Origin of the sequence: Mycobacterium sp. (assembly GCF_965229265.1) — a bacterium.
GTDB lineage: Bacteria > Actinomycetota > Actinomycetes > Mycobacteriales > Mycobacteriaceae > Mycobacterium.
The window spans coordinates 990,672-1,010,167 of the sequence record NZ_CBDDIY010000011.1 but is presented as its reverse complement, the minus strand read 5'-3'; the positions used below and the strand labels follow the sequence as shown (position 1 = coordinate 1,010,167).

Annotated in this window: 13 protein-coding genes; 2 read left to right on the top strand and 11 right to left on the bottom strand. The window is 67.9% G+C overall.

All coding sequences use genetic code 11. The annotated features are described in order from the left end of the window. Positions 1 to 42: 42 nt before the first annotated feature. Positions 43 to 1,734, top strand: coding sequence for a CocE/NonD family hydrolase (locus ADBZ9K_RS17220; protein WP_526622456.1), 1,692 nt, complete (start codon positions 43 to 45; stop codon positions 1,732 to 1,734). Here the strand turns inward: ADBZ9K_RS17220 and ADBZ9K_RS17215 are convergent. Both ADBZ9K_RS17215 and ADBZ9K_RS17210 read right to left on the bottom strand, forming a co-directional pair. Continuing rightward, a complete protein-coding gene (locus tag ADBZ9K_RS17215) occupies positions 1,693 to 2,238 on the bottom strand; it encodes a DUF1802 family protein (protein WP_526622454.1) in 546 nt (181 codons plus the stop codon). The genes ADBZ9K_RS17220 and ADBZ9K_RS17215 overlap by 42 nt on opposite strands. Next, positions 2,235 to 2,519: a DUF2277 family protein gene (locus ADBZ9K_RS17210; RefSeq protein ID WP_526622452.1), complete on the bottom strand. Its 285-nt coding sequence runs from the start codon at positions 2,517 to 2,519 to the stop codon at positions 2,235 to 2,237. Before ADBZ9K_RS17210 ends, ADBZ9K_RS17215 begins: the two co-directional genes overlap by 4 nt. A gap of 44 nt (positions 2,520 to 2,563) precedes the next feature. Here ADBZ9K_RS17210 and ADBZ9K_RS17205 point away from each other — a divergent pair, with 44 nt between their 5' ends. Then, the gene (locus tag ADBZ9K_RS17205; RefSeq protein ID WP_526622450.1) at positions 2,564 to 3,322 is read left to right on the top strand and encodes an enoyl-CoA hydratase; all 759 of its coding nucleotides are present in this window, start codon (positions 2,564 to 2,566) and stop codon (positions 3,320 to 3,322) included. A gap of 40 nt (positions 3,323 to 3,362) precedes the next feature. Here ADBZ9K_RS17205 and ADBZ9K_RS17200 read toward each other — a convergent pair whose 3' ends face one another. From ADBZ9K_RS17200 to rimP, 9 genes are all read right to left on the bottom strand, one after another. Beyond that, positions 3,363 to 8,390: a Calx-beta domain-containing protein gene (locus ADBZ9K_RS17200; protein WP_526622448.1), complete on the bottom strand. Its 5,028-nt coding sequence runs from the start codon at positions 8,388 to 8,390 to the stop codon at positions 3,363 to 3,365. A gap of 213 nt (positions 8,391 to 8,603) precedes the next feature. Continuing rightward, positions 8,604 to 11,651, bottom strand: coding sequence for a Calx-beta domain-containing protein (locus ADBZ9K_RS17195; protein ID WP_526622446.1), 3,048 nt, complete (start codon positions 11,649 to 11,651; stop codon positions 8,604 to 8,606). A 123-nt stretch (positions 11,652 to 11,774) separates the two neighbouring features. Further along, on the bottom strand, positions 11,775 to 13,112 hold the full coding sequence (locus ADBZ9K_RS17190; protein WP_526622444.1) for an MATE family efflux transporter: 1,338 nt from the start codon (positions 13,110 to 13,112) through the stop codon (positions 11,775 to 11,777). A gap of 4 nt (positions 13,113 to 13,116) precedes the next feature. Further along, complete coding sequence (locus tag ADBZ9K_RS17185; RefSeq protein ID WP_526622442.1) at positions 13,117 to 14,115, bottom strand: DHH family phosphoesterase; 999 nt, start codon at positions 14,113 to 14,115, stop codon at positions 13,117 to 13,119. Then, positions 14,090 to 14,617: a 30S ribosome-binding factor RbfA gene (gene rbfA, locus ADBZ9K_RS17180; RefSeq protein ID WP_526622440.1), complete on the bottom strand. Its 528-nt coding sequence runs from the start codon at positions 14,615 to 14,617 to the stop codon at positions 14,090 to 14,092. Before rbfA ends, ADBZ9K_RS17185 begins: the two co-directional genes overlap by 26 nt. Then, positions 14,617 to 17,427, bottom strand: coding sequence for a translation initiation factor IF-2 (infB, locus tag ADBZ9K_RS17175; RefSeq protein ID WP_526622438.1), 2,811 nt, complete (start codon positions 17,425 to 17,427; stop codon positions 14,617 to 14,619). The genes rbfA and infB overlap by 1 nt, the downstream gene beginning before the upstream one ends. Before the next feature lie 80 nt (positions 17,428 to 17,507). Next, complete coding sequence (locus ADBZ9K_RS17170; protein WP_526622436.1) at positions 17,508 to 17,885, bottom strand: DUF448 domain-containing protein; 378 nt, start codon at positions 17,883 to 17,885, stop codon at positions 17,508 to 17,510. A 78-nt stretch (positions 17,886 to 17,963) separates the two neighbouring features. Continuing rightward, entirely contained in the window at positions 17,964 to 18,962 is a 999-nt protein-coding gene (gene nusA, locus ADBZ9K_RS17165; RefSeq protein WP_526622434.1) for a transcription termination factor NusA, read from the bottom strand. Beyond that, positions 18,959 to 19,492 (bottom strand): ribosome maturation factor RimP, encoded by a 534-nt coding sequence (gene rimP / locus ADBZ9K_RS17160; protein WP_526622747.1) that lies wholly within the window; start codon positions 19,490 to 19,492, stop codon positions 18,959 to 18,961. The genes nusA and rimP overlap by 4 nt, the downstream gene beginning before the upstream one ends. Positions 19,493 to 19,496 lie beyond the last annotated feature (4 nt).

Here is a 19,496-nt window from a genome sequence, read left to right as displayed (position 1 = left end):
TGCGGGCTCAGCGCCGCGCACCCCACTACATAGTCTGACGGGGTGCCAAGCAGCGCCGTGCGAACCCGGGTCCGCCAGTTCACCGACCGGGCGGTCGCCCGCGCCCTGCGGCTGCCCCCGCCGTCCACCGAGTACGCCGTGCATCGCGGGGTCGCGATCCCGATGCGCGACGGGGTTCTACTGCGCGCCACCCACTACGCCCCCGACACCGGCACGCCGCTGGGCACCATCCTGGTGCGTGGCCCCTACGGGCGATCGTTCCCGTTCTCGGTGATCTACGCCCAGCTCTACGCCGCCCGCGGCTATCACGTGCTGCTCCAAAGCGTGCGCGGGACGTTCGGATCCGGTGGCAACTTCGTGCCGATGGTGCACGAGGCCTACGACGCCGCCGACACCGTGGCGTGGTTGCGCGAACAACCCTGGTTCACCGGCAGGTTCGCCACCATCGGGCTGTCCTACCTGGGGTTCACCCAGTGGGCGTTGCTGTCGGACCCGCCGCCGGAGCTGGCGGCCGCGGTGATCACCGTGGGTCCGCACGACTTCCACGCCTCGTCGTGGGGCACCGGATCGTTCTCGCTGAACGACTTCCTCGGCTGGTCGGACATGGTCGCTCACCAGGAGACGCCGCCGCTGCGGCGGGCGGCGTTCCAGGCCCGCTCGGCGCGCCGGCTCGAACGCGGTGTGCACGGCCTGCCCCTGGGCAGCGCGGGCCGCGATCTGCTGGGTTCGGGATCACCCTGGTACGAGTCGTGGATCGAGCATCCCGACGCCGACGACCCGTTCTGGGAGTCCATGCGGATGACCGCCGCCCTGGAACGGTGTTCGGTGCCGGTGCTGCTGCTCAGTGGCTGGCAGGACCTGTTTCTGGAGCAGACGCTGGCGCAGTACCGCCGGCTGCGTGATCGCGGTGTGGACGTGGCGATGACGGTCGGGCCGTGGACCCACTCGCAGATGGTCACCAAGGCCGGCGGCCTCGCGGCGGCCGAGACGCTGACCTGGCTGGGCAGCCATCTCGCGGCGGCCCCGACACCGGCCCGACGCAGCCGGGTCAGGGTGTTCGTCGGCCATCATGGCTGGATCGAGCTGCCGGACTGGCCACCGGTGACCGGCGAGGGCGTGCTGTACCTCCAGCCGGGCGGTCGGCTGGCCGCGGCTCCCCCGCCGCCCGATGCCGCGCCGTCGACCTTCCGATACGACCCCGCCGACCCGACCCCGACGGTGGGCGGACGGCTGTTGGCGCAGCGCAGCGGCTACCGCGACGACTCCGCGCTGGCCGCACGCTCCGACGTGCTCAGCTTCACCAGCGGCCCGCTGGACGCCGACCTGTTCGTGTTCGGCAACCCGGTCATCGAACTCGCGCACGGATCCGACCTGGCCCACTTCGATGTGTTCGTCCGCATCAGCGAGCTGGACTCCCGCGGGCGCTCCCGCAATGTCAGCGACGGCTTCCAGCGGTACAGCACGTCGAGCAGCCCGCTGCGCATCGAGCTCGACGCGATCGCACACCGCTTCCAGGCCGGCAGCCGGATCAGGGTGCTCGTCGCCGGCGGGTCCCATCCCCGGTATGCCCGCAACCTCGGAACCGGTGAGCCCGCGATCAGCGCAGCGCGGATGGTTCCCTCGACGCACACCGTGCACCACGGCGAGGGCGGGGTGTCCAAGCTGATCCTGCCGGCCTCGGCGGAGCCGCCCTCACCCCACAGCGGCGCGAACGCGGCCGGCGATCTCGGCTAGCGCGGCCGCATGGTGGACCGGTTCACCCCGCTCGGCCGTCGCGGGTAGTTCCACCCAGCTGGTACAGCCGCCGAACTGCGGCTCGCGGTGCAGCCGGATCGGGGCGACCAGCGGGCTGGCCTGTACCACCAGCACGGTCAGCCGGTGCCGTGGCCGGAAGTCCAGCCGGTCGGCGCGCACCGAGTCGGCGGTCCAGATGTGCAGGTCTTCGATGCCGGCCAGCCCTTCCTCGCGGTTGACGGCAAGGGCGGCAACGACTTTCGCCGCGGCGCGGATGACGACCTGCTCCCCGGTGCTGTCCGGGACCGACGCGGCAACCAGGTCGCGATGCTCCGGGCGTACCCGCTCAACGTGACTGTGCGCGACGGTCGGGAAAAACAGGAATTCGTCGGCTGCCACGGCGAATCGCTTCTCGCCGACACCGCCCTTGCGCAGCAAAACCGTCTGCCGTCCGTCGAGCAGGGCGTGCACTGCCGCGCTCCACTCCTTGAGCGCGGTGGTCATGGCGCCGACGTACCAGAGGCGGCTTCCAGCCGGGCACGCACGGCCGGCCGCCGAAGCGGCGGAACGGTTTTCGGCGGCTGACGGCGAGCGGGCAGCGCAGCAAGTAGCCGTGACGTGGTGGCGGCAACCTCGGCGACGGCGGCCTCAAAGGCGTCGGCGACCGACTCGTTGGGCCGGGTGATCCCGCTGACCTTGCGGACGTACTGGCGGGCGGCCGCGGTGATCTCCTCGGCCGTGGCCGCCGGTTCCAGGCCGCGCAACTCGGTGATGTTTCGGCACATGACCCCCACGATAGGCCGAACCGCCCCCTGGCTACGGTGTCGCTATGACCAGCGACGACATCTTGCTCATCGAGACCACCGACCGCGTCCGTACGGTGACGCTGAACCGCCCGGCGTCGCGCAACGCGCTGTCATCGGCGCTGCGCAGCCGGTTCTTCGCGGCGCTGCGGGACGCCGACGCCGATCCGGGTGTCGACGTCGTCATCGTCACCGGCGCCGACCCGGTGTTCTGCGCGGGGCTGGACCTCAAGGAGCTCGGCGACACCACCGAACTCCCCGACATCTCCCCGAAGTGGCCGCCGATGAGCACCCCGGTGATCGGGGCGATCAACGGCGCGGCGGTGACCGGCGGGCTGGAGCTGGCGCTGTACTGCGACATCCTGATTGCTTCCGACCGGGCCCGCTTCGCCGACACCCACGCCCGGGTCGGGCTGCTGCCGACCTGGGGCCTGAGCGTGCGGCTGCCGCAGAAGGTCGGCGTGGGCCTGGCCCGCCGGATGAGCCTGACCGGCGACTACCTGTCCGCCGAGGATGCGCTGCGCGCCGGGCTGGTCACCCAGGTCGTGGCGCACGAGGAGTTGCTGCCGACGGCCCGCGCGGTGGCCGCCACGATCGTGGGCAACAACCAGAACGCCGTTCGCGCCCTGCTGGCGTCCTACCACCGCATCGACGAGGACCAGACCGGCTCGGGTCTGTGGATCGAGGCGGCTTCGGCCCGCGCGTGGATGGCCCAGGCCACCGGTGACGACATCGCCGCCAACCGCGCCGCGGTGATCGAGCGGGGCCGCGCGCAGGTCAACTAGCCCGCCGCGTCTCATCTGCCGCGCGGTGGCAGACCAGCTCTCAGAGACTCATGGCATTGGTTGTGCCGTAGTCATTCCAGACATTGCTGAAACTGCCAGCCGGGTCGCTCAGTCCGGATGCGCTCGACGAGGCCTGGCCCAGGGTTCCGGGGGTGTCGCGGCTGACCGACCACATCGACAGCATGCCGATTCCCTTGCTGCGCGCGAAGTCCTCGAGCGCTTGGGCATCTGAGACCTTGAACACCTCGGTCGTGACATCGTTGACGCCGATCATCGGGGTGACCCCGATCTGGCGCCAGTTGAACGTCTGACCGTACTTGCTGAACAGCGGGGTCATCTGGTCGTAGGTCGACTGCGCAGCCTGGATCGCGTAGGCGCCCATGGTCTTGGCGTTCGAGCCCGTGGTGGGTGCCGAGGACTCACCGTAATCCATCGCCATCACGTTGATGCCGTCGAGCTTCACACCGGCCTTCAACGCCTGGTCCACCACATTGATCCCGTCGGCGGTCAGACCCGTGGGGAGCACCGGAAGCGTGTACCACACCTCAAGATCGGGCCGGGCCGTCTGCAGCAGCTTCAATGCCGCAGCGTTCAACGCGATCGAAGCCGGATCGGCAACAGCTGCGCCTTCAATATCGAAGTCAATCCGATTCAGCCCATAGGTGTCGACGACCGCGCCATACGCGTTGGCCAGTTCCTGCGCGGACTTCCCATGCTGCGCGTAGTACTGGGCCAGGCTGGTTCCCGCGGCACCGCCGAACGAGATCATCACATCGCCGCCACCTGCCTTGAACTTGGCGATTGCGGCATCGATGGTCTTTGCCTGGTCGTCGGTTCCCCCCGGGGTCAGCGTCGAATACCCGCCCCAGGCAGCGTTGCCATCCGAGTTCGCCTGCAGGAAGGCCAAAGTCAGCAGTGAAACGCTACGTTGCTTGGCGATCGCCGACAGGTCCGGCGGCGGCCATCCCGCCATATCGACATACGGTGCGTAGAACGCCTCGCCCCACTTGGCATCCCCGGCATTACCGGAGTTGATCCCACTGCCGGCTAGTCCGTCATCGTTGGTGATCGTCCCCGTCGCCGACGCAGTGCCGATCGTGGCACCCGACGGATTCGACAACGTCACCGTCAACGTCTCGTCGCCCTCCACCGTCGCATCACCGGCAACCACAACATTGACCGTCTTGGAAGTCTCCCCCGCGGCGAAGGTGATCGTTCCCGACGCCGCCGTGTAGTCCTGACCGGCCGTGGCCGTTCCATTCGACGTCGCATACTGCACCGTCACCGGCGTGGTCGACGCCTTGGACAACGTCACCGTGAACGCCATGCTCGACGTCCCGCTATTGCCTTCAGCCTTACTGGTATTGCCGATCGACACCGACGGCGGCGGAGTGCCGTCGTCATTGGTAATCGTGCCCGTCGCGGATGCGGTGCTGATGGTGGCACCCGAGGGGCTCGACAGCGTCAAAGTGAGGGTCTCGTCGCCCTCTGCCGTCGCATCGCCGACGACCGCGACATTGATCGTCTTGGAGGTCTCCCCCGCGGCGAAGGTGATCGTTCCCGACGCCGCCGTGTAATCCTGACCGGCCGTGGCCGTTCCATTCGACGTCGCATACTGCACCGTCACCGGCGTGGTCGACGCCTTGGACAACGTCACCGTGAACGCCAGATTCGACGTCCCGCTATTGCCCTCAGCCTTACTGACATTGCCGATCGACAGTGCCGGAGCGATGTCATCATTGGTGATCGTCCCCGTTGCCGACGCAGCGCCGATCGTGGCGCCCGACGGGTTGGACAACGTCACCGTCAACGTCTCGTCGCCCTCCACCGTCGCGTCACCGGCAATCGCGACATTGATCGTCTTGGAGGTCTCCCCCGCGGCGAAGGTGATCGTTCCCGACGCCGCCGTGTAATCCTGACCGGCCGTGGCCGTTCCATTCGACGTCGCATACTGCACCGTCACCGGCGTGGTCGACGCCTTCGACAACGTCACCGTGAACGCCAGATTCGACGCCCCCGAGTTGCCCTCAGCCTTGCTGGCACCGGCGACCGACAAGGTCGGGGTCGCCGACTGGGCTGTGCTGATCAGTCCCTGCCACTTGGCCGTTGTGGTGCTGTCCAGAGCCACAATGTTGCCCATCTGCAGCTGGCTCACCGTGACTCCGTTGAGTGTGTAGGTCTGGTTGTTGTCAACGATCGAGATCACGGTTGAACCCGCTTGCTCGGCAACAGTGAAGTTGGCCGGCTGCATCCAGCCGAAATCCAGTTTGTCCTTGGCCGGGTTGAAGTTCAGCACTGCGTTCTGGCCCCAATGCCAACCGATGACCGTGGTCGTCCCACCCGTGACCGGAGTGCCACCCCCGCCGCCGGTGTTGAGGTTCACGACGTTCTGGGTGCCGTAGTCGTTCCAGGTCTTACTGAAACTGGCGGCGGGATCACTCAGACCCGATGCGATCGGTGAGGCCTGCCCCAGACTTCCCGGCGTGTCGCGTTGCACCGACCACATCGCCAGCATCCCGATACCATTCGTGCGCGCAAAGGCTTCCAACGCTTGCGCATCGGCGACGGTGAATACCTCACTCTGGATGTCGTTGACCCCAATCATCGGAGTCACCCCGATCTGACGCCAATTGAACGTCTGACCGTACTTACCGAACAACGGGGTCATCTGGTCATAGGTCGACTGCGCCGACTGAATCGCGTACGCACCCATCGACTTTGCGTTCGGACCCGTCGTGGGTGCCGTGGCCTCCCCGTAATCCATCGCCATGACGTTGACGCCGTCGAGCTTGACACCGGCCTTCAACGCCTGGTCCACCACATTCACACCGTCAGCGGTCAAACCCGTCGGCAACACCGGCAGCGTGTACCACACCTCGAGATCCGGCCGCGCTGTCTGCAGAATCTTCAATGCCGCTGCGTTGAATGCCGAGGACCCGTCAGCAACCGCCGCACCCTCGATATCGAAATCAATCCGATTCAACCCATACGCATCAACGATGCTGCCGTACGCGTCGGCCAACTCCTGGGCCGTCTTACCGTGCTGGGAGTAGTACTGCGCCAAGCTCGTGCCGTTCGCCCCTCCGAAGGACACCATCACATCGCCGCCGGCAGCCTTGAATGCTGCGATAGAGGCATCGATCTTCTTAGCCTGCTCATCGGTAGAACCCGGCGTCAACGTCGAGTAGCCACCCCACGCCGCCTTGCCATCCGAGGTGGCCTGCATGAACGCCAACGTCACCAACGACACCCCATTGGCCTGCGCGATCGCCATCAAGTCCGGTGTCGGCCAGCCCGCGATGTCGACATACGGAGCGAAGAAGGCCTCACCCCACTTCGCATCCCCGGCATTACCCGAATTGATACCGGCACCACTGCCACCGGTCCCGCCCCCGCCTGCGGTGTCGTCATTGGTGATCGTCCCGACTGCCGAGGCTGCAGAGATCGTGGCGCCGTTGGCATTCGACAACGTGACGGTGAAGGTCTCGTCCGACTCCACCGTCGCGTCGCCGCTGATTGCAACACTGACCGTCTTGGCGGTCTCACCGGCCGCGAACGTGATCGTGCCGGACCCGGCCGTGTAGTCCTGGCCGGCGGTCGCGGTGCCGTTGGACGTCGCATAGTTGACCGTCACCGGCGTCGTCGACGCCTTGGACAACGTCACCGTGAACGAGATGTTCGACGTCCCGCTATTGCCCTCGGCTTTGCTCGCGTTGCCGATCGACACCGTCGGCGGGGTAACCGCCACATCGTCGTTGGTGATGGTGGCTGTCGCGGTGGCCCGGCTGACGGTGGCCCCGGACGCGTTCGACAGGGTGACGGTGAAGGTCTCATTAGGTTCGACCGTGGCATCACCGAGCACGCCGACGGTGACCGTCTGAGAGGTGACCCCGGCCGCGAACGTGACGGTGCCCGAACCGGCCACATAGTCCTGGCCGGCGGTGGCCGTGCCGTTGGACGTCGTGTAGGTCACCGTCACCGGCTTGGTGGACGCCTTGGACAACGTCACCGTGAACGACGCGTTACTGGTGCCGCTGTTTCCTTCGGCCACAGTGGTATCGGCAACCGAAACACTCGGCAGCGCCGTCTGTGCGTTGCTGATCAGGGACTGCCACTTGGCGACGGTGCCGGCGTCCTTGGCGACAATATTGCTCATCTGCAGCTGACCCAGGGTCACGCCCTGCAGCGTGTAGGTGTGGTTGTTGTCGACGACCCCGATCACCACCGAACCGGCCTTCTCGGCGACGGTGAACTGGCTGGACTGCATCCATCCGAAGTCGAGCTTGTCGGTGGCCGGGTTGAACGCCAACACCGGGTTGGCGCCCCACGCCCACGTGATCGTCGTCGTCGTACCCGTGGCCACCGAGGCCGCCCCGGTCCCAGCGGTCAGACTCTGGGTTTTCTGGACGGGCAACAGCGCCTTGAGCTGGTTGACGAAGGACTCAATCTCCCGGCGCACCAACTCCAGCGCGCCGGTGATGAATTGCACCGGCGAAGCCGGCAGCCCACTGCCGGCTCCCGACGGGCTCAGCCCCAGCAGCGACAGGAAGCCCGACACGATATTCGTCGACCGAGCCGCCACCGCCGTGGCCTGCCGGGCCGGGGCCAGCACACCCTGCGGCGTCGGGTCCACCGCCGCCGTCACCATCCCGGAAGCCTCAGCCGGAACCGACACCTGTTCTACAGCAGCAGAATTCGTCGCACCATCATCGATCTCGCCAGCGCGCGCAGCAGCGCCGGAAACCGCCGAAGTGCCAGCCTTCGGAGTATCCGAACTGTGCGAATCCGGCCGCACCGCCGCAGCCGCACCGGCACGCTTCTTCGCCCCCACCACCACACCACCGGAATGAGCCTGGGCAGAACGCCGTGACGTACCCACCGAACGGGTCGGCCCAGCCGAGTCCGAGGCAGCCGAGTCCGAGGCGCCCGACGGATCCGACGACTGCGACGCCCCACCGGCATCCGAGTCATCAGCTACCGCGACCCCGGGATTGCTCGCCACCGCCAGACCCAAGCCCATAGCGAACGCGGCCGATCCGATACGAATTCCAAACGCCTTCGAACTCATCGAACCCCCGTCAGTCGATCGAACGCCAGCAACGATAAAGTTCTAGCGCAGATTGACAACAACCGCAGTCAATGCAGCAAAAATTGGTTCGCCGATTTCGACTGCCCAGAAGATCGGCATGGCCTGGCCCGACGGATGGGCCTGACCGGCGACGACCTCTCCACCAACGACGCACGAGAAGCTACGGCCGACCGCCCGCGCCGTGCTGCCGCGTCACACCGCTTTCGCGGCAGCCAGGATGCCCTGCCACTTGGCCAGGGTGGCGCTGTCCTTGGCCACGATGTTGCCAATCTGCAACTGGCTCAGGGTTACCCCTTGCAGCGTGTAGGTGTGATTGTTGCCGACGACGGAGATCTGCACCGAACCCGACTTCTCGGTGACGTCGAATTCGGTCGGCTGCATCCAGACGAAGTCCAGCTTGTCGGTGGCGGGGTTGAAGCTCAGCACCGGGTTGGTGCCCCACGCCCACGTAATGGTGGTGGTCGAGCCGCCCGTCACCGGGGTACCCCCGCCAGTGCCGGTGCCGCCGGTGCCACCGGTGCCGCCCGTGCCGGTACCGCCCGTGCCGGTACCGCCCGTGCCGGTACCGCCGGTGCCGTAGTTGACGACGTTGATGGTGCCGTAGTCGTTGAAGACCTTGCTGAAGCTGCCGGCGGGGGCACTGATCCCCGACGCGCTGATCGAGGCCTGCCCGAGCGTCCCCGGCTTATCGCGGAGGATCTCCCACATTGAGAGCATGCCGATGCCCTTGGTGCGGGCGAAGTCCTCGAGGGCCTGCGCGTCGGCGACGGTGAACACCTCACTGGTGATGTCGTTGACGCCCAGCATCGGTGTCACACCAATCTGGCTCCACCCGAAGGTCTTACCGTACTTGGTGTACACCGAGGTCAGCTGAGAGTAGGTCGACTCGGCCGACCGAATGGCATACGTGCCCATCGTCTGCGCGTTCGCACCGCTGGTGGGTGCGGCGGACTCGCCGTAGTCCATCGCCATCACGTTGACCCCGGCGAGGGTGACGCCGGCTTTGAGCGCCGAATCGACCACGTTGACGCCGTCGGCGGTCAGCCCGGTCGGCAGCACCGGCAGCGTGTACCAGATCTGGACCTGGGGCCTGGCCTGCTGGAGCAGTTTGAGGGCCTGGCTGTTCAATGCGATCGACGCCGCGTCGGCCACCGCCGCGCCCTCGATATCGAAGTCGAGATGGGTAACCCCGTAGGTGTCCACGACGGCCGCGTAGGCGTTGGCCAGCGCCTGGGCACTGAGGCCCTTGGCCGCATACGTCTGCGCGATGCTGGTGCCGGCAGCGCCGCCGAAGGAGATCATGACGTCACCACCGGCCGCCTTCAGCGCGGCGATCGAGGCGTTGATCGCCTGGGCCTGCTCGTGGGTCGAATCCGGTTCCAGGGCAGACAATCCTGCCCAGGCCAGCTTGCCGTTGGGGTCGGCCTGCATGAAGCCCAGCGTCAGCAGCGAGACGCCAGTGGCCTGGGCGATCTGCACGAGATTCGGCACCGGGTAGGAGCCCATGTCGATGTAGGGCGCGAAGAATGAGGTGCCCCACCGGGCGGTTCCCCCGGGTGTGGTCGCGGAGTCGTCGTTGGTGATCGTGCCGAGTGCCGAGCCGTCGGCGATGGTGGCACCGGTCGGGTTCGACAGGGTGACGGTGAACGTCTCGGTCGGCTCGACGGTGGTGTCACCGAGCACGCCGACGTTGATCGTCTGGGAGACCACCCCGGGTGCAAACGTGACCGTGCCGGACCCGGCCGTGTAGTCCTGGCCGGCGGTCGCGGTGCCATTGGACGTGGCGTAGCTGAGCGTCACCGCCGTCGTCCACGCCTTGGACAGCGTCAGAGTGAAGACCATCGCGGATGTTCCGCTTGCACCTTCGGCGACCGTCGCGTCGGCGATCGACACCGTCGGCGGCGTGACAGGGGCAGCATCGTCGTTGGTGATGGTGGCCGTCGCGGTGGCCCGACTGACGGTGGCCCCGGACGCGTTAGACAGCGTGACGGTGAAGGTCTCATTAGGTTCGAACGTGGCATCACCGAGCACGCCGACGGTGACCGTCTGAGAGGTGACCCCGGCCGCGAACGTGACGGTGCCCGAACCGGCCACATAGTCCTGGCCGGCGGTGGCGGTGCCGTTGGACGTCGTGTAGGTCACCGTCACCGGCTTGGTGGACGCCTTGGACAACGTCACCGTGAACGACGCGTTCTTGGTGCCGCTGTTTCCCTCGGCCACAGTGGTATCGGCAACCGAAACACTCGGCAGCGCCGTCTGCGCATTGCTGATCAGGGACTGCCACTTGGCGACGGCGCCGGCGTCCTTGGCGACAATATTGCTCATCTGCAGCTGACCCAGGGTCACGCCCTGCAGCGTGTAGGTGTGGTTGTTGTCGACGACCCCGATCACCACCGAACCGGCCTTCTCGGCGACGGTGAACTGGCTGGACTGCATCCACCCGAAGTCGAGCTTGTCGGTGGCCGGGTTGAACGCCAACACCGGGTTGGTGCCCCAGGCCCAGGTGATTTTCGTCGTCGTGCCGGTCGCCGCGGTGGCCCCGGCCGTAAGGCTTTGGGTCCGCTGAGTGGGCAACAGCGCCGTGAGCTGATTGATGAACGACTCGATCTCCCGGCGCACCAACTCCAGCGCGCCCGTGATGAATTGCACCGGCGAGGCCGGCAGCCCGCTGCCGGCTCCCGACGGGCTCAGCCCCAGCAGCGACAGGAATCCCGACACAATATTCGTCGACCGAGCCGCCACCGCCGTGGCCTGCCGGGCCGGGGCTAGCACACCCTGCGGCGTCGGGTCCACCGCCGCCGTCACCATCGCCGAAGCCTCGGCCGGAACCGAAACCTGTTCTACAGCAGCAGAATTTGTCGCACCATCATCGATCTCGCCAGCGCGCGCAGCAGCGCCGGAAACCGCCGAAGTGGCAGCCTTCGGGGTATCCGAACTGTGCGAGTCCGGCCGCACCGCCGCAGCCGCAGCGGCACGCTTCTTCGACCCCGCCACCACACCACCGGCATGAGCCTGGGCAGAACGCCGTGACGTACCCACCGAACGGGTCGGCCCAGCCGAGTCCGAGGCATTCGAGGCATCCGAGGCATCCGAGGCGCCCGACGGATTCGACGACTGCGACGTCCCACCGGCATCCGAGTCATCAGCTACCGCGACCCCGGGATTGCTCGCCACCGCGAGACCCAAGCCCATAGCGAACGCGGCCGATCCGATACGAATTCCAAACGCCGTCGAACTCATAGGACCCCCGTCGCGACCCGATACTCCAGCAACGCAATTAGTAGCGCACATTGGCAACAACCGCAGCGGATGCAGCAAAAATTGACGCGGCGGTCGACTGCGCGTTACCTGGTCGCCGGCCAGCTAGCGTGTCCCCGACACCAGCCAGCGTCCGGATGCGGCGCGCCAGCCGACAAAGGCCAGTCGCAGCACCAGGAACGTGCTCAGCCCCGACCAGATGCCGAGCAGGCCCCAACCGAACAGCAGCGACAACCAGATCAGCGGCAGGAATCCGACCAGCGCGCTGATCAACGTCGCGGTGCGCATGAACGCGGCGTCGCCCGCCCCGAGCAGCACGCCGTCGAGGGCGAACACGATTCCGGCGATGGGAAGTTGCGCAACCATGAACCACCACGGCACCCCGATCGCGTCGAGCACCGAGCGATCGTCGGTGAACAACGACGGCAGCACCGACGCGCCGGCCGCGAACGCGAGAGCCAACACCGCCGCGGCGATCGTGGAGAACACCGTCACCCGCCACGCCACCGACTTCGCGTGGCGCATCTGACCGGCACCGAGCGCGGCCCCGACCAGTGACTGCGCGGCAATCGCCAGCGAATCCAGCACCAGGGCAAGGAAATTCCACAGCTGCAGCACTACCTGATGGGCGGCCACCGCGGCCGCGCCGAACCGGGCGGCCACCGCCGCCGCCGAGACGAAACAGGCCTGGAAGGCCAGCGTGCGTACCACCAGGTCCCGGCCCATCACCAGCTGCGCCCGAAGCACCGAGACATCCGGTCGCAGCGGCACTTTCTCCACCAGAAGGGCACGACAGAACAGCACCGCCGCCAGCCACTGGCCCACCAGGTTGGCCACCGCCGAGCCGGCCAACTCCAGTCGCGGCATGCCCAGCCAGCCGTACACAAGCAGCGGACACAGCACTGCCGAGACGCCGAACCCCACCAGCACGAAGCGCAGCGGCCGCATGGTGTCCTGCACACCGCGCATCCAGCCGTTGCCGGCCGCCGAGATCAGGATCGCCGGCACCCCGAAGGTCGCGATGCGCACCCATGGCATCGCCGCGGCGGCGATCTCATCGCCCCCGGCCTTCGAACCGGTGATGGCCGACACCAGCGGAGCCGCTGTCAGCTCGACGACGGCGACGATCGCCACCCCCATTGCCAGCGCCAGCCAGGTGGCCTGCACCCCCTCGCCGACGGCCGAGCCGCGGTTGCCCGCGCCGTAGAAACGCGCCGAGCGAGCCGTGGTGCCGTAGGACAGGAAGGTGAGCTGGGAGCTGACCACCGACAGGATCAGCCCGCCGATAGCCAGGCCTGCCAGGCTGAGCGCGCCCAGCCGGCCGACGACGGCGATGTCGAAGAGCAGATAGATGGGCTCGGCGGCCAGGACACCAAGCGCGGGGAACGCCAGCGCCGCGATACGCCGGCCGGTGACGTTGCCCCGGTCGTCCGGTCCGGCCAATCTGTCAGCCGAGGGCGGCGGTCAGCTCCGCCACCACGTCGTCGATCGGGCCCGCGGCGGAGTATCCGGCGGCCAGCGTGTGACCGCCGCCGCCGAACCCGCTCGCGACCGCGGCCAGGTCATAGCTCTTGGCGCGCATCGAGACCGACCAGTGCTGCGGCTCAATCTCCTTGAATACCGCCGCGACCTCGGCCTCGTGGGTCGTGCGGACGATGTCGACAATGCTCTCGACCTCTTCGGATCGGTTGGCCATCCAGTCCTCGTGGCCCACCACGACGTAGACCAGTCCCGCTCCGGCCGCCGCCGCGGGCACCAGCTGGGCCGTCGAGAGCACCCGCGACAGCAGCGGCAGCCACACGAAGGGATGGGTGTCGAACAGCTCCCGGCTGATCGCGGCGTTGTCCACTCCCAGCTCGACGAGCCGGGCGGCCAGCCGCAGTGCCCGCGGCGAGGCCCACCTGAACGAACCGGTGTCGATGGTCAAGCCGGCGTAGAGGCACACCGCGACATCGCGGTCGATTGGTTTGCCCCACGCGTCGAGCAGCTCGGCGACCACCATGGTGGTCGAGTCAGCGCCTGCGTCAACGAGATTGACGCTGCCGAACAAGGTGTTCGACTTGTGGTGGTCGATGACCAGGACCTCGCGGCCGGCGTCGGCGACCGCCGCCAGGGCGCCGAGCCGGTTGACGCTCGGGGCGTCGACGGTCACCACCAGGTCGGCGTCGCGGCGCATCGTGCCGGGGGCGACCAGCAGGTGTCCACCCGGCAGCATGCGCAGCGACTCCGGCAGGGTCGACGGGGTTGCGAAACTCACCTGTACGTCGACGCCGTCACGCTCGAGGATCAGTGCCAGGGCCAGACCGGCGCCAACACTGTCGGCATCGGGATGGACATGGCAGATCACGCTGACCGAGCTGGCTGCGCCCAGCACCGCGACGGCGCCGTGCACATCCACCCGCCTGCCGAGGCGAGTGATCTCAGTCGTCGAGTCGATCGCGGTCACCGGAGTCCTGGTCGTCGTGCCCGGCCGTGTCATAGCCCGAGTCGCCGCGCTCCTGCGCAACGGCTCCCTCTTCTCCTACCACACGGTAGGGCTGCGCGTCTCCTGCAGGAGTGGCCCCCTCGCGGATCCGAGCCACATCGGCGTCGGCGGCGCGAGCGCGGGCGAGCAGTTCCTCCATCTTCTGCGCAGTGTCGGGCACCTTGTCCAGAACAAACGACAGGGTCGGGGTGAACCGCACGCCAGTGCCGGCACCGACCTTGGTCCGCAGCGTGCCCTTGGCGCGTTCCAGCGCCGCGGCCGCGCCCGCGTAGTCCGGTTCTTCGTCGAGGGTCTTGCCGCGCACCGTGTAGTAGACGGTGGCGTCGTGAAGGTCACCGGTGACCTTGGTATCGGTGACCGTCACGAACGCCAGCGGCGGATCCTTGATCTCGAACTCGATCGCCGAGGCGACGATGGTGGCGATGCGCTTGGACAGCCGCTTCGCCCGAGCAGGGTCGGCCACTAGACGCGCGCCTTCTCGACGAGCTCGTAGGTCTCGATGACATCGCCTTCCTTGATGTCGGAGTACGTCAGCGTCAGACCGCATTCGTAACCCTCGCGCACCTCGGTGGCGTCGTCCTTCTCTCGCTTGAGCGAGGAGACCGTGAGGTTCTCGGCGATGACGACGTTGTCACGCAGCAACCGTGCCTTGGCGTTGCGGCGCATGATGCCCGACTGGACCAGGCAGCCGGCGATGTTGCCGACCTTGCTGGACCGGAAGATCGCCCGGATCTCGGCCCGGCCGAGTTCGCGCTCTTCGTAGATCGGCTTGAGCATGCCCTTGAGCGCACTCTCGATCTCGTCGATCGCCTGGTAGATCACCGAGTAGTACCGGATCTCCACACCCTCGCGGTTGGCCAGCTCGGTGGCCTTGCCTTCGGCACGGACGTTGAAGCCGATGATGATCGCATCCGAAGCCGACGCCAGGTTGACGTTGGTCTCGGTGACACCACCGACGCCGCGGTCGATGACGCGCAGTTCCACCTCGTCGTCGATCTGGATGCCCAGCAGGGCCTCCTCGAGCGCCTCGACCGTACCGGCGTTGTCGCCCTTGAGGATCAGGTTCAGCTGGCTGGTTTCCTTCAGCGCCGAATCCAGGTCTTCCAGGCTGATCCGCTTGCGGGCACGCGCGGCCAGTGCGTTGCGCTTACGCGCGCTGCGCCGGTCGGCGATCTGACGGGCGATGCGGTCCTCGTCGACAACCAGCAGGTTGTCACCGGCACCGGGCACCGACGTGAAGCCGATGACCTGGACGGGACGCGAGGGCAGCGCCTCGTGAACGTCCTCGCCGTGCTCGTCGACCATCCGGCGGACACGGCCGTAGGCGTCGCCGGCCACGATCGAGTCGCCGACCCGCAGCGTGCCGCGCGAGATGAGCACGGTGGCCACCGGACCGCGACCGCGGTCCAGGTGCGCTTCGATCGCCACACCCTGGGCTTCCATGTCCGGATTGGCCCGCAGGTCCAGCGAAGCGTCGGCGGTCAACAGCACCGCCTCCTCCAGAGCCTGGATGTTCGTGCCGTTCTTGGCGGAGATGTCGACGAACATCGTGTCGCCGCCGTACTCCTCGGCCACCAGGTTGTACTCGGTCAGCTGCGCCCGGATCTTGGCCGGGTCGGCACCTTCCTTGTCGATCTTGTTGACCGCGACCACGATCGGCACGTCGGCCGCCTGTGCGTGGTTGATGGCCTCCACCGTCTGCGGCATCACACCGTCGTCGGCGGCCACCACCAGGATGGCGATGTCGGTGGCCTTCGCACCGCGGGCACGCATGGCGGTGAACGCCTCGTGACCCGGGGTGTCGATGAAGGTGATCAGGCGCTCGACACCGTCATGCTCGACGGCCACCTGGTAGGCACCGATGTGCTGGGTGATGCCACCGGCCTCGCCCTCGCGGACGTTGGCCTTGCGGATGGTGTCCAGCAGGCGGGTCTTGCCGTGGTCGACGTGACCCATCACGGTGACCACCGGCGGGCGGATCACCAGATCCTCTTCGCCACCCTCGTCCTCGCCGTAGGTGAGGTCGAAGGACTCCAGCAGCTCGCGGTCCTCGTCCTCAGGCGAAACGACCTGAACCACGTAGTTCATCTCGCTGCCGAGCAGCTCCAGGGTTTCGTCACCCACCGACTGGGTGGCGGTGACCATCTCGCCGAGGTTGAACAACGCCTGCACCAGCGCGGCCGGATTCGCGTCGATCTTCTCGGCGAAGTCGCTCAGGGACGCACCGCGAGCCAGCCGGATGGTCTCACCGTTGCCATGCGGCAACCGCACACCACCGACGACCGGAGCCTGCATCGAGTCGTATTCCTGGCGCTTCTGCCGCTTCGACTTGCGGCCGCGGCGCGGGGCACCGCCCGGGCGACCGAACGCACCGGCTGCGCCACCGCGCTGACCGGGCCGGCCACCGCCGCCGCCACCGCCGCCGCCGCCGGGACGGCCGCGGAAGCCGCCGGCAGCCGCTCCACCGGCTCCACCGGCACCACCGGCACCGCCACCGGGGCGGTAGTTACCGCCACCGCCACCGGGACCGCCGGGACGGCCGCCGCCACCGCCGGGGCCGGGCCGAGGCCCGCCACCGGGACGCGGGGCACCGGGACGACCCGGGCGACCGACGGTCCCACCGGGACGCGGCGGCATGTTGCCGGGTGTGGCGCCACCACCGGGACGCGGGCCGCCGGGGCCCGGACGCGGACCGCCGGGGCCGGGCCGCGGACCTTGCGGGCGCGGGATCGGTCGCTCGACCGGCTGTGCTGAGGAGAACGGATTGTTGCCGACCCGCGGCGGGCGTGGAAGGCCCGGCTTGGGTGCGGCCGGTCCCGGACGGGGGCCGGGCGTCGGTGCGGCCGGACGGGCCGGCGCGGGCGCGGCAGCTGCTGCTGGTGCTGCTGGGGCCGGGGCCGCAGGTGTGGGGGCCGCGGGAGCCGCCGGTGCAGGCGGAGCCGGCGGGGCAGCTACCGGGATCGGAGCGGCGGGCTTGGGGGCCGGCGCCTGGGGCGGTGCCGTCGCAGCGGGGGCCTCGGCCACCGGCGCGGGCTTGGGGGGTGCCACCGGGTTGCTGGCGGGCCGGGCCGGCGCGGGCCGGGCCGCGGGCTTGTCGGCGGCCTTGCCGCCACCGAATGCTTCACGAAGACGCCGCGCGACGGGGGCTTCCACTGTCGACGACGCGGATTTGACGAATTCGCCCTGTTCGCTCAACCGGGCGAGAACTTCCTTACTACTGACACCGAGTTCCTTGGCCAACTCGTGTACACGTGCCTTACCTGGTGCTGCCACTACATCTCCTACTCAGGAGGCGACAGCGGTGGTAGGCCGCGCCTCGGGTTTAGCTACGACGCATGGTCATCGTCGGGACTTCACGGTGTGCTCATGTTCTTCGCTGCCTGTTCTGTTGCCGGGGCCGTCGGGTCCTTCGATCTCTCGAAGTGCTCGACCACCGCCGATGTATCCGGTGAACCGGTGATGCGCAACGCTCGCGCAACAGCTCGCCGCCGAATCGCTGCCTCGAGGCAGCGATCGTCGGGGTGCAACCACGCACCCCGCCCAGGGAGATTACCTGCTGAGTCAACGGTCACGGCACAATTACCGTTCCCGTCCGACACAGCCACCACTCGGAGGAGATCGACGGCCAGCTCTCGCTTCCGGCACCCGATACACGTCCGCACCGGTCCTTCGGTGCGTCGATGACCGGGTGTCGGAGTCTCGCGCTGGATCACGGCACAGTCTACCGTCATCGCGGCGGCACTCAGAACCACCCTGCGTCGGCGCTGGACGTACCCTCGCCGCGGCCGGGGCTCGTGCCGGCCGCCCGGTCAGGCATCGGGCGGGGCGGCGTCACTGCGGATATCGATGCGCCAGCCGGTCAGTCGGGCCGCCAGCCGGGCGTTCTGCCCTTCCTTGCCGATGGCCAGCGACAGCTGGAAGTCAGGCACGACGACGCGCGCCGCATGCGCGGCGGCGTCGATGACGCTGACCGAGACAACCTTGGCCGGCGACAACGCGTTGGCGACGAACCGGGCGGGATCGTCGTCGAAATCGATAATGTCGATCTTCTCGCCGGACAATTCGCTCATCACGTTGCGCACCCGCTGGCCCATCGGGCCGATGCATGCTCCCTTGGCGTTGAGCCCGGGTATTCGCGACTTGACCGCGATCTTGGACCGGTGCCCCGCCTCGCGGGCCACCGCCACGATTTCCACCGAACCGTCAGCAATCTCGGGCACCTCCAGCGAGAACAGCTTGCGCACCAGGTTCGGATGGGTTCGCGACAGGGTGATCAGCGGCTCGCGCGCGCCCCGGCTGACCCCGACGACGTAGCAGCGCAGCCGGTCGCCGTGCTCGTAGCTTTCGCCGGGCACCTGCTCGGCGGCCGGGATGACCCCTTCGGCACCCTTGGCCTCGCTGCCCAGCCGCACCACCACCAAGCCGCGGGCGTTGGCGCGGGCGTCGCGCTGGATGACGCCGGCGGCGATATCACCCTCCTTGGCGGAGAACTCGCCGTAGCTGCGCTCGTTCTCGGCGTCGCGGAACCGCTGCAACATGACCTGACGCGCGGTGGTCGCCGCGACCCGGCCGAATCCCTCCGGGGTGTCGTCCCACTCGCTGATGACGTTGCCGTCATCGTCGGTCTCGCGAGCGATGACCTGTACGGCGCCACTCTTGCGGTCGATCTCGATACGCGCGTCGGGCTGGTGGCCCTCGGTGTGCCGGTAGGCCGTCAGCAGTGCCGTCTTGATGGTGTCCAGCAATTCGTCGACCGAGATGCCGCGGTCGATTTCGATCGCGTGCAGTGCCGCAATGTCGATGTTCATGCTCCGGCCTCCGTTTCGACAGCCCCCGCCAGCTCCAGCTCACGCGCATTGGGTGGTGAAAACTCAACCTGGACAACAGCTTTTACGATTTCTGCGAATGGAATCTGCCGGACGGTCCAGCCGCCGCGCTCGCGCAGGACCAGATTCACCAGCCCCTGCGACACCGTGCCCAGCCGACCGTTGAGCGTGCTGCCGTCGGTTAATTCGACGTCGACCTTGCGGGCGTGCGCGCGGCGGAAGTGCTTCTCGTCGGTCAGCGGCCGATCCACCCCAGGAGAGCCGACTTCGAGGACGTAGGCGGCCTCGCCGGTGTCGAGTCCGTCCAGCAGGGCCGACGCGGAACGGGACAGCTCGGCAACGGCATCCAGGTCGAGTGGCTTGTCGCCGTCGGCGACCACGGTGATGCGCGGCGGACGGGTGCGCGTGTCGATGGACACGTCTTCGATTTCGTATCCGGCGCGCGCGAACTCGCCAGCGAGTAGCTCGATCACCTGCTCGGGGGTTGGTAATCCCGTTGACCGGCCAGTCACGGCG

Excerpts from the sequence above, each read along its gene's own strand:
- ADBZ9K_RS17195 (WP_526622446.1), bottom strand. The coding sequence starts at position 11,651 with ATGAGTTCGACGGCGTTTGGAATTCGTATCGGATCGGCCGCGTTCGCT.
- ADBZ9K_RS17210 (WP_526622452.1), bottom strand. The coding sequence starts at position 2,519 with ATGTGCCGAAACATCACCGAGTTGCGCGGCCTGGAACCGGCGGCCACG.
- ADBZ9K_RS17215 (WP_526622454.1), bottom strand. The coding sequence starts at position 2,238 with ATGACCACCGCGCTCAAGGAGTGGAGCGCGGCAGTGCACGCCCTGCTC.
- nusA (WP_526622434.1), bottom strand. The coding sequence starts at position 18,962 with ATGAACATCGACATTGCGGCACTGCACGCGATCGAAATCGACCGCGGC.
- ADBZ9K_RS17205 (WP_526622450.1), top strand. The coding sequence starts at position 2,564 with ATGACCAGCGACGACATCTTGCTCATCGAGACCACCGACCGCGTCCGT.
- ADBZ9K_RS17200 (WP_526622448.1), bottom strand. The coding sequence starts at position 8,390 with ATGAGTTCGAAGGCGTTTGGAATTCGTATCGGATCGGCCGCGTTCGCT.
- ADBZ9K_RS17170 (WP_526622436.1), bottom strand. The coding sequence starts at position 17,885 with ATGACGGTAGACTGTGCCGTGATCCAGCGCGAGACTCCGACACCCGGT.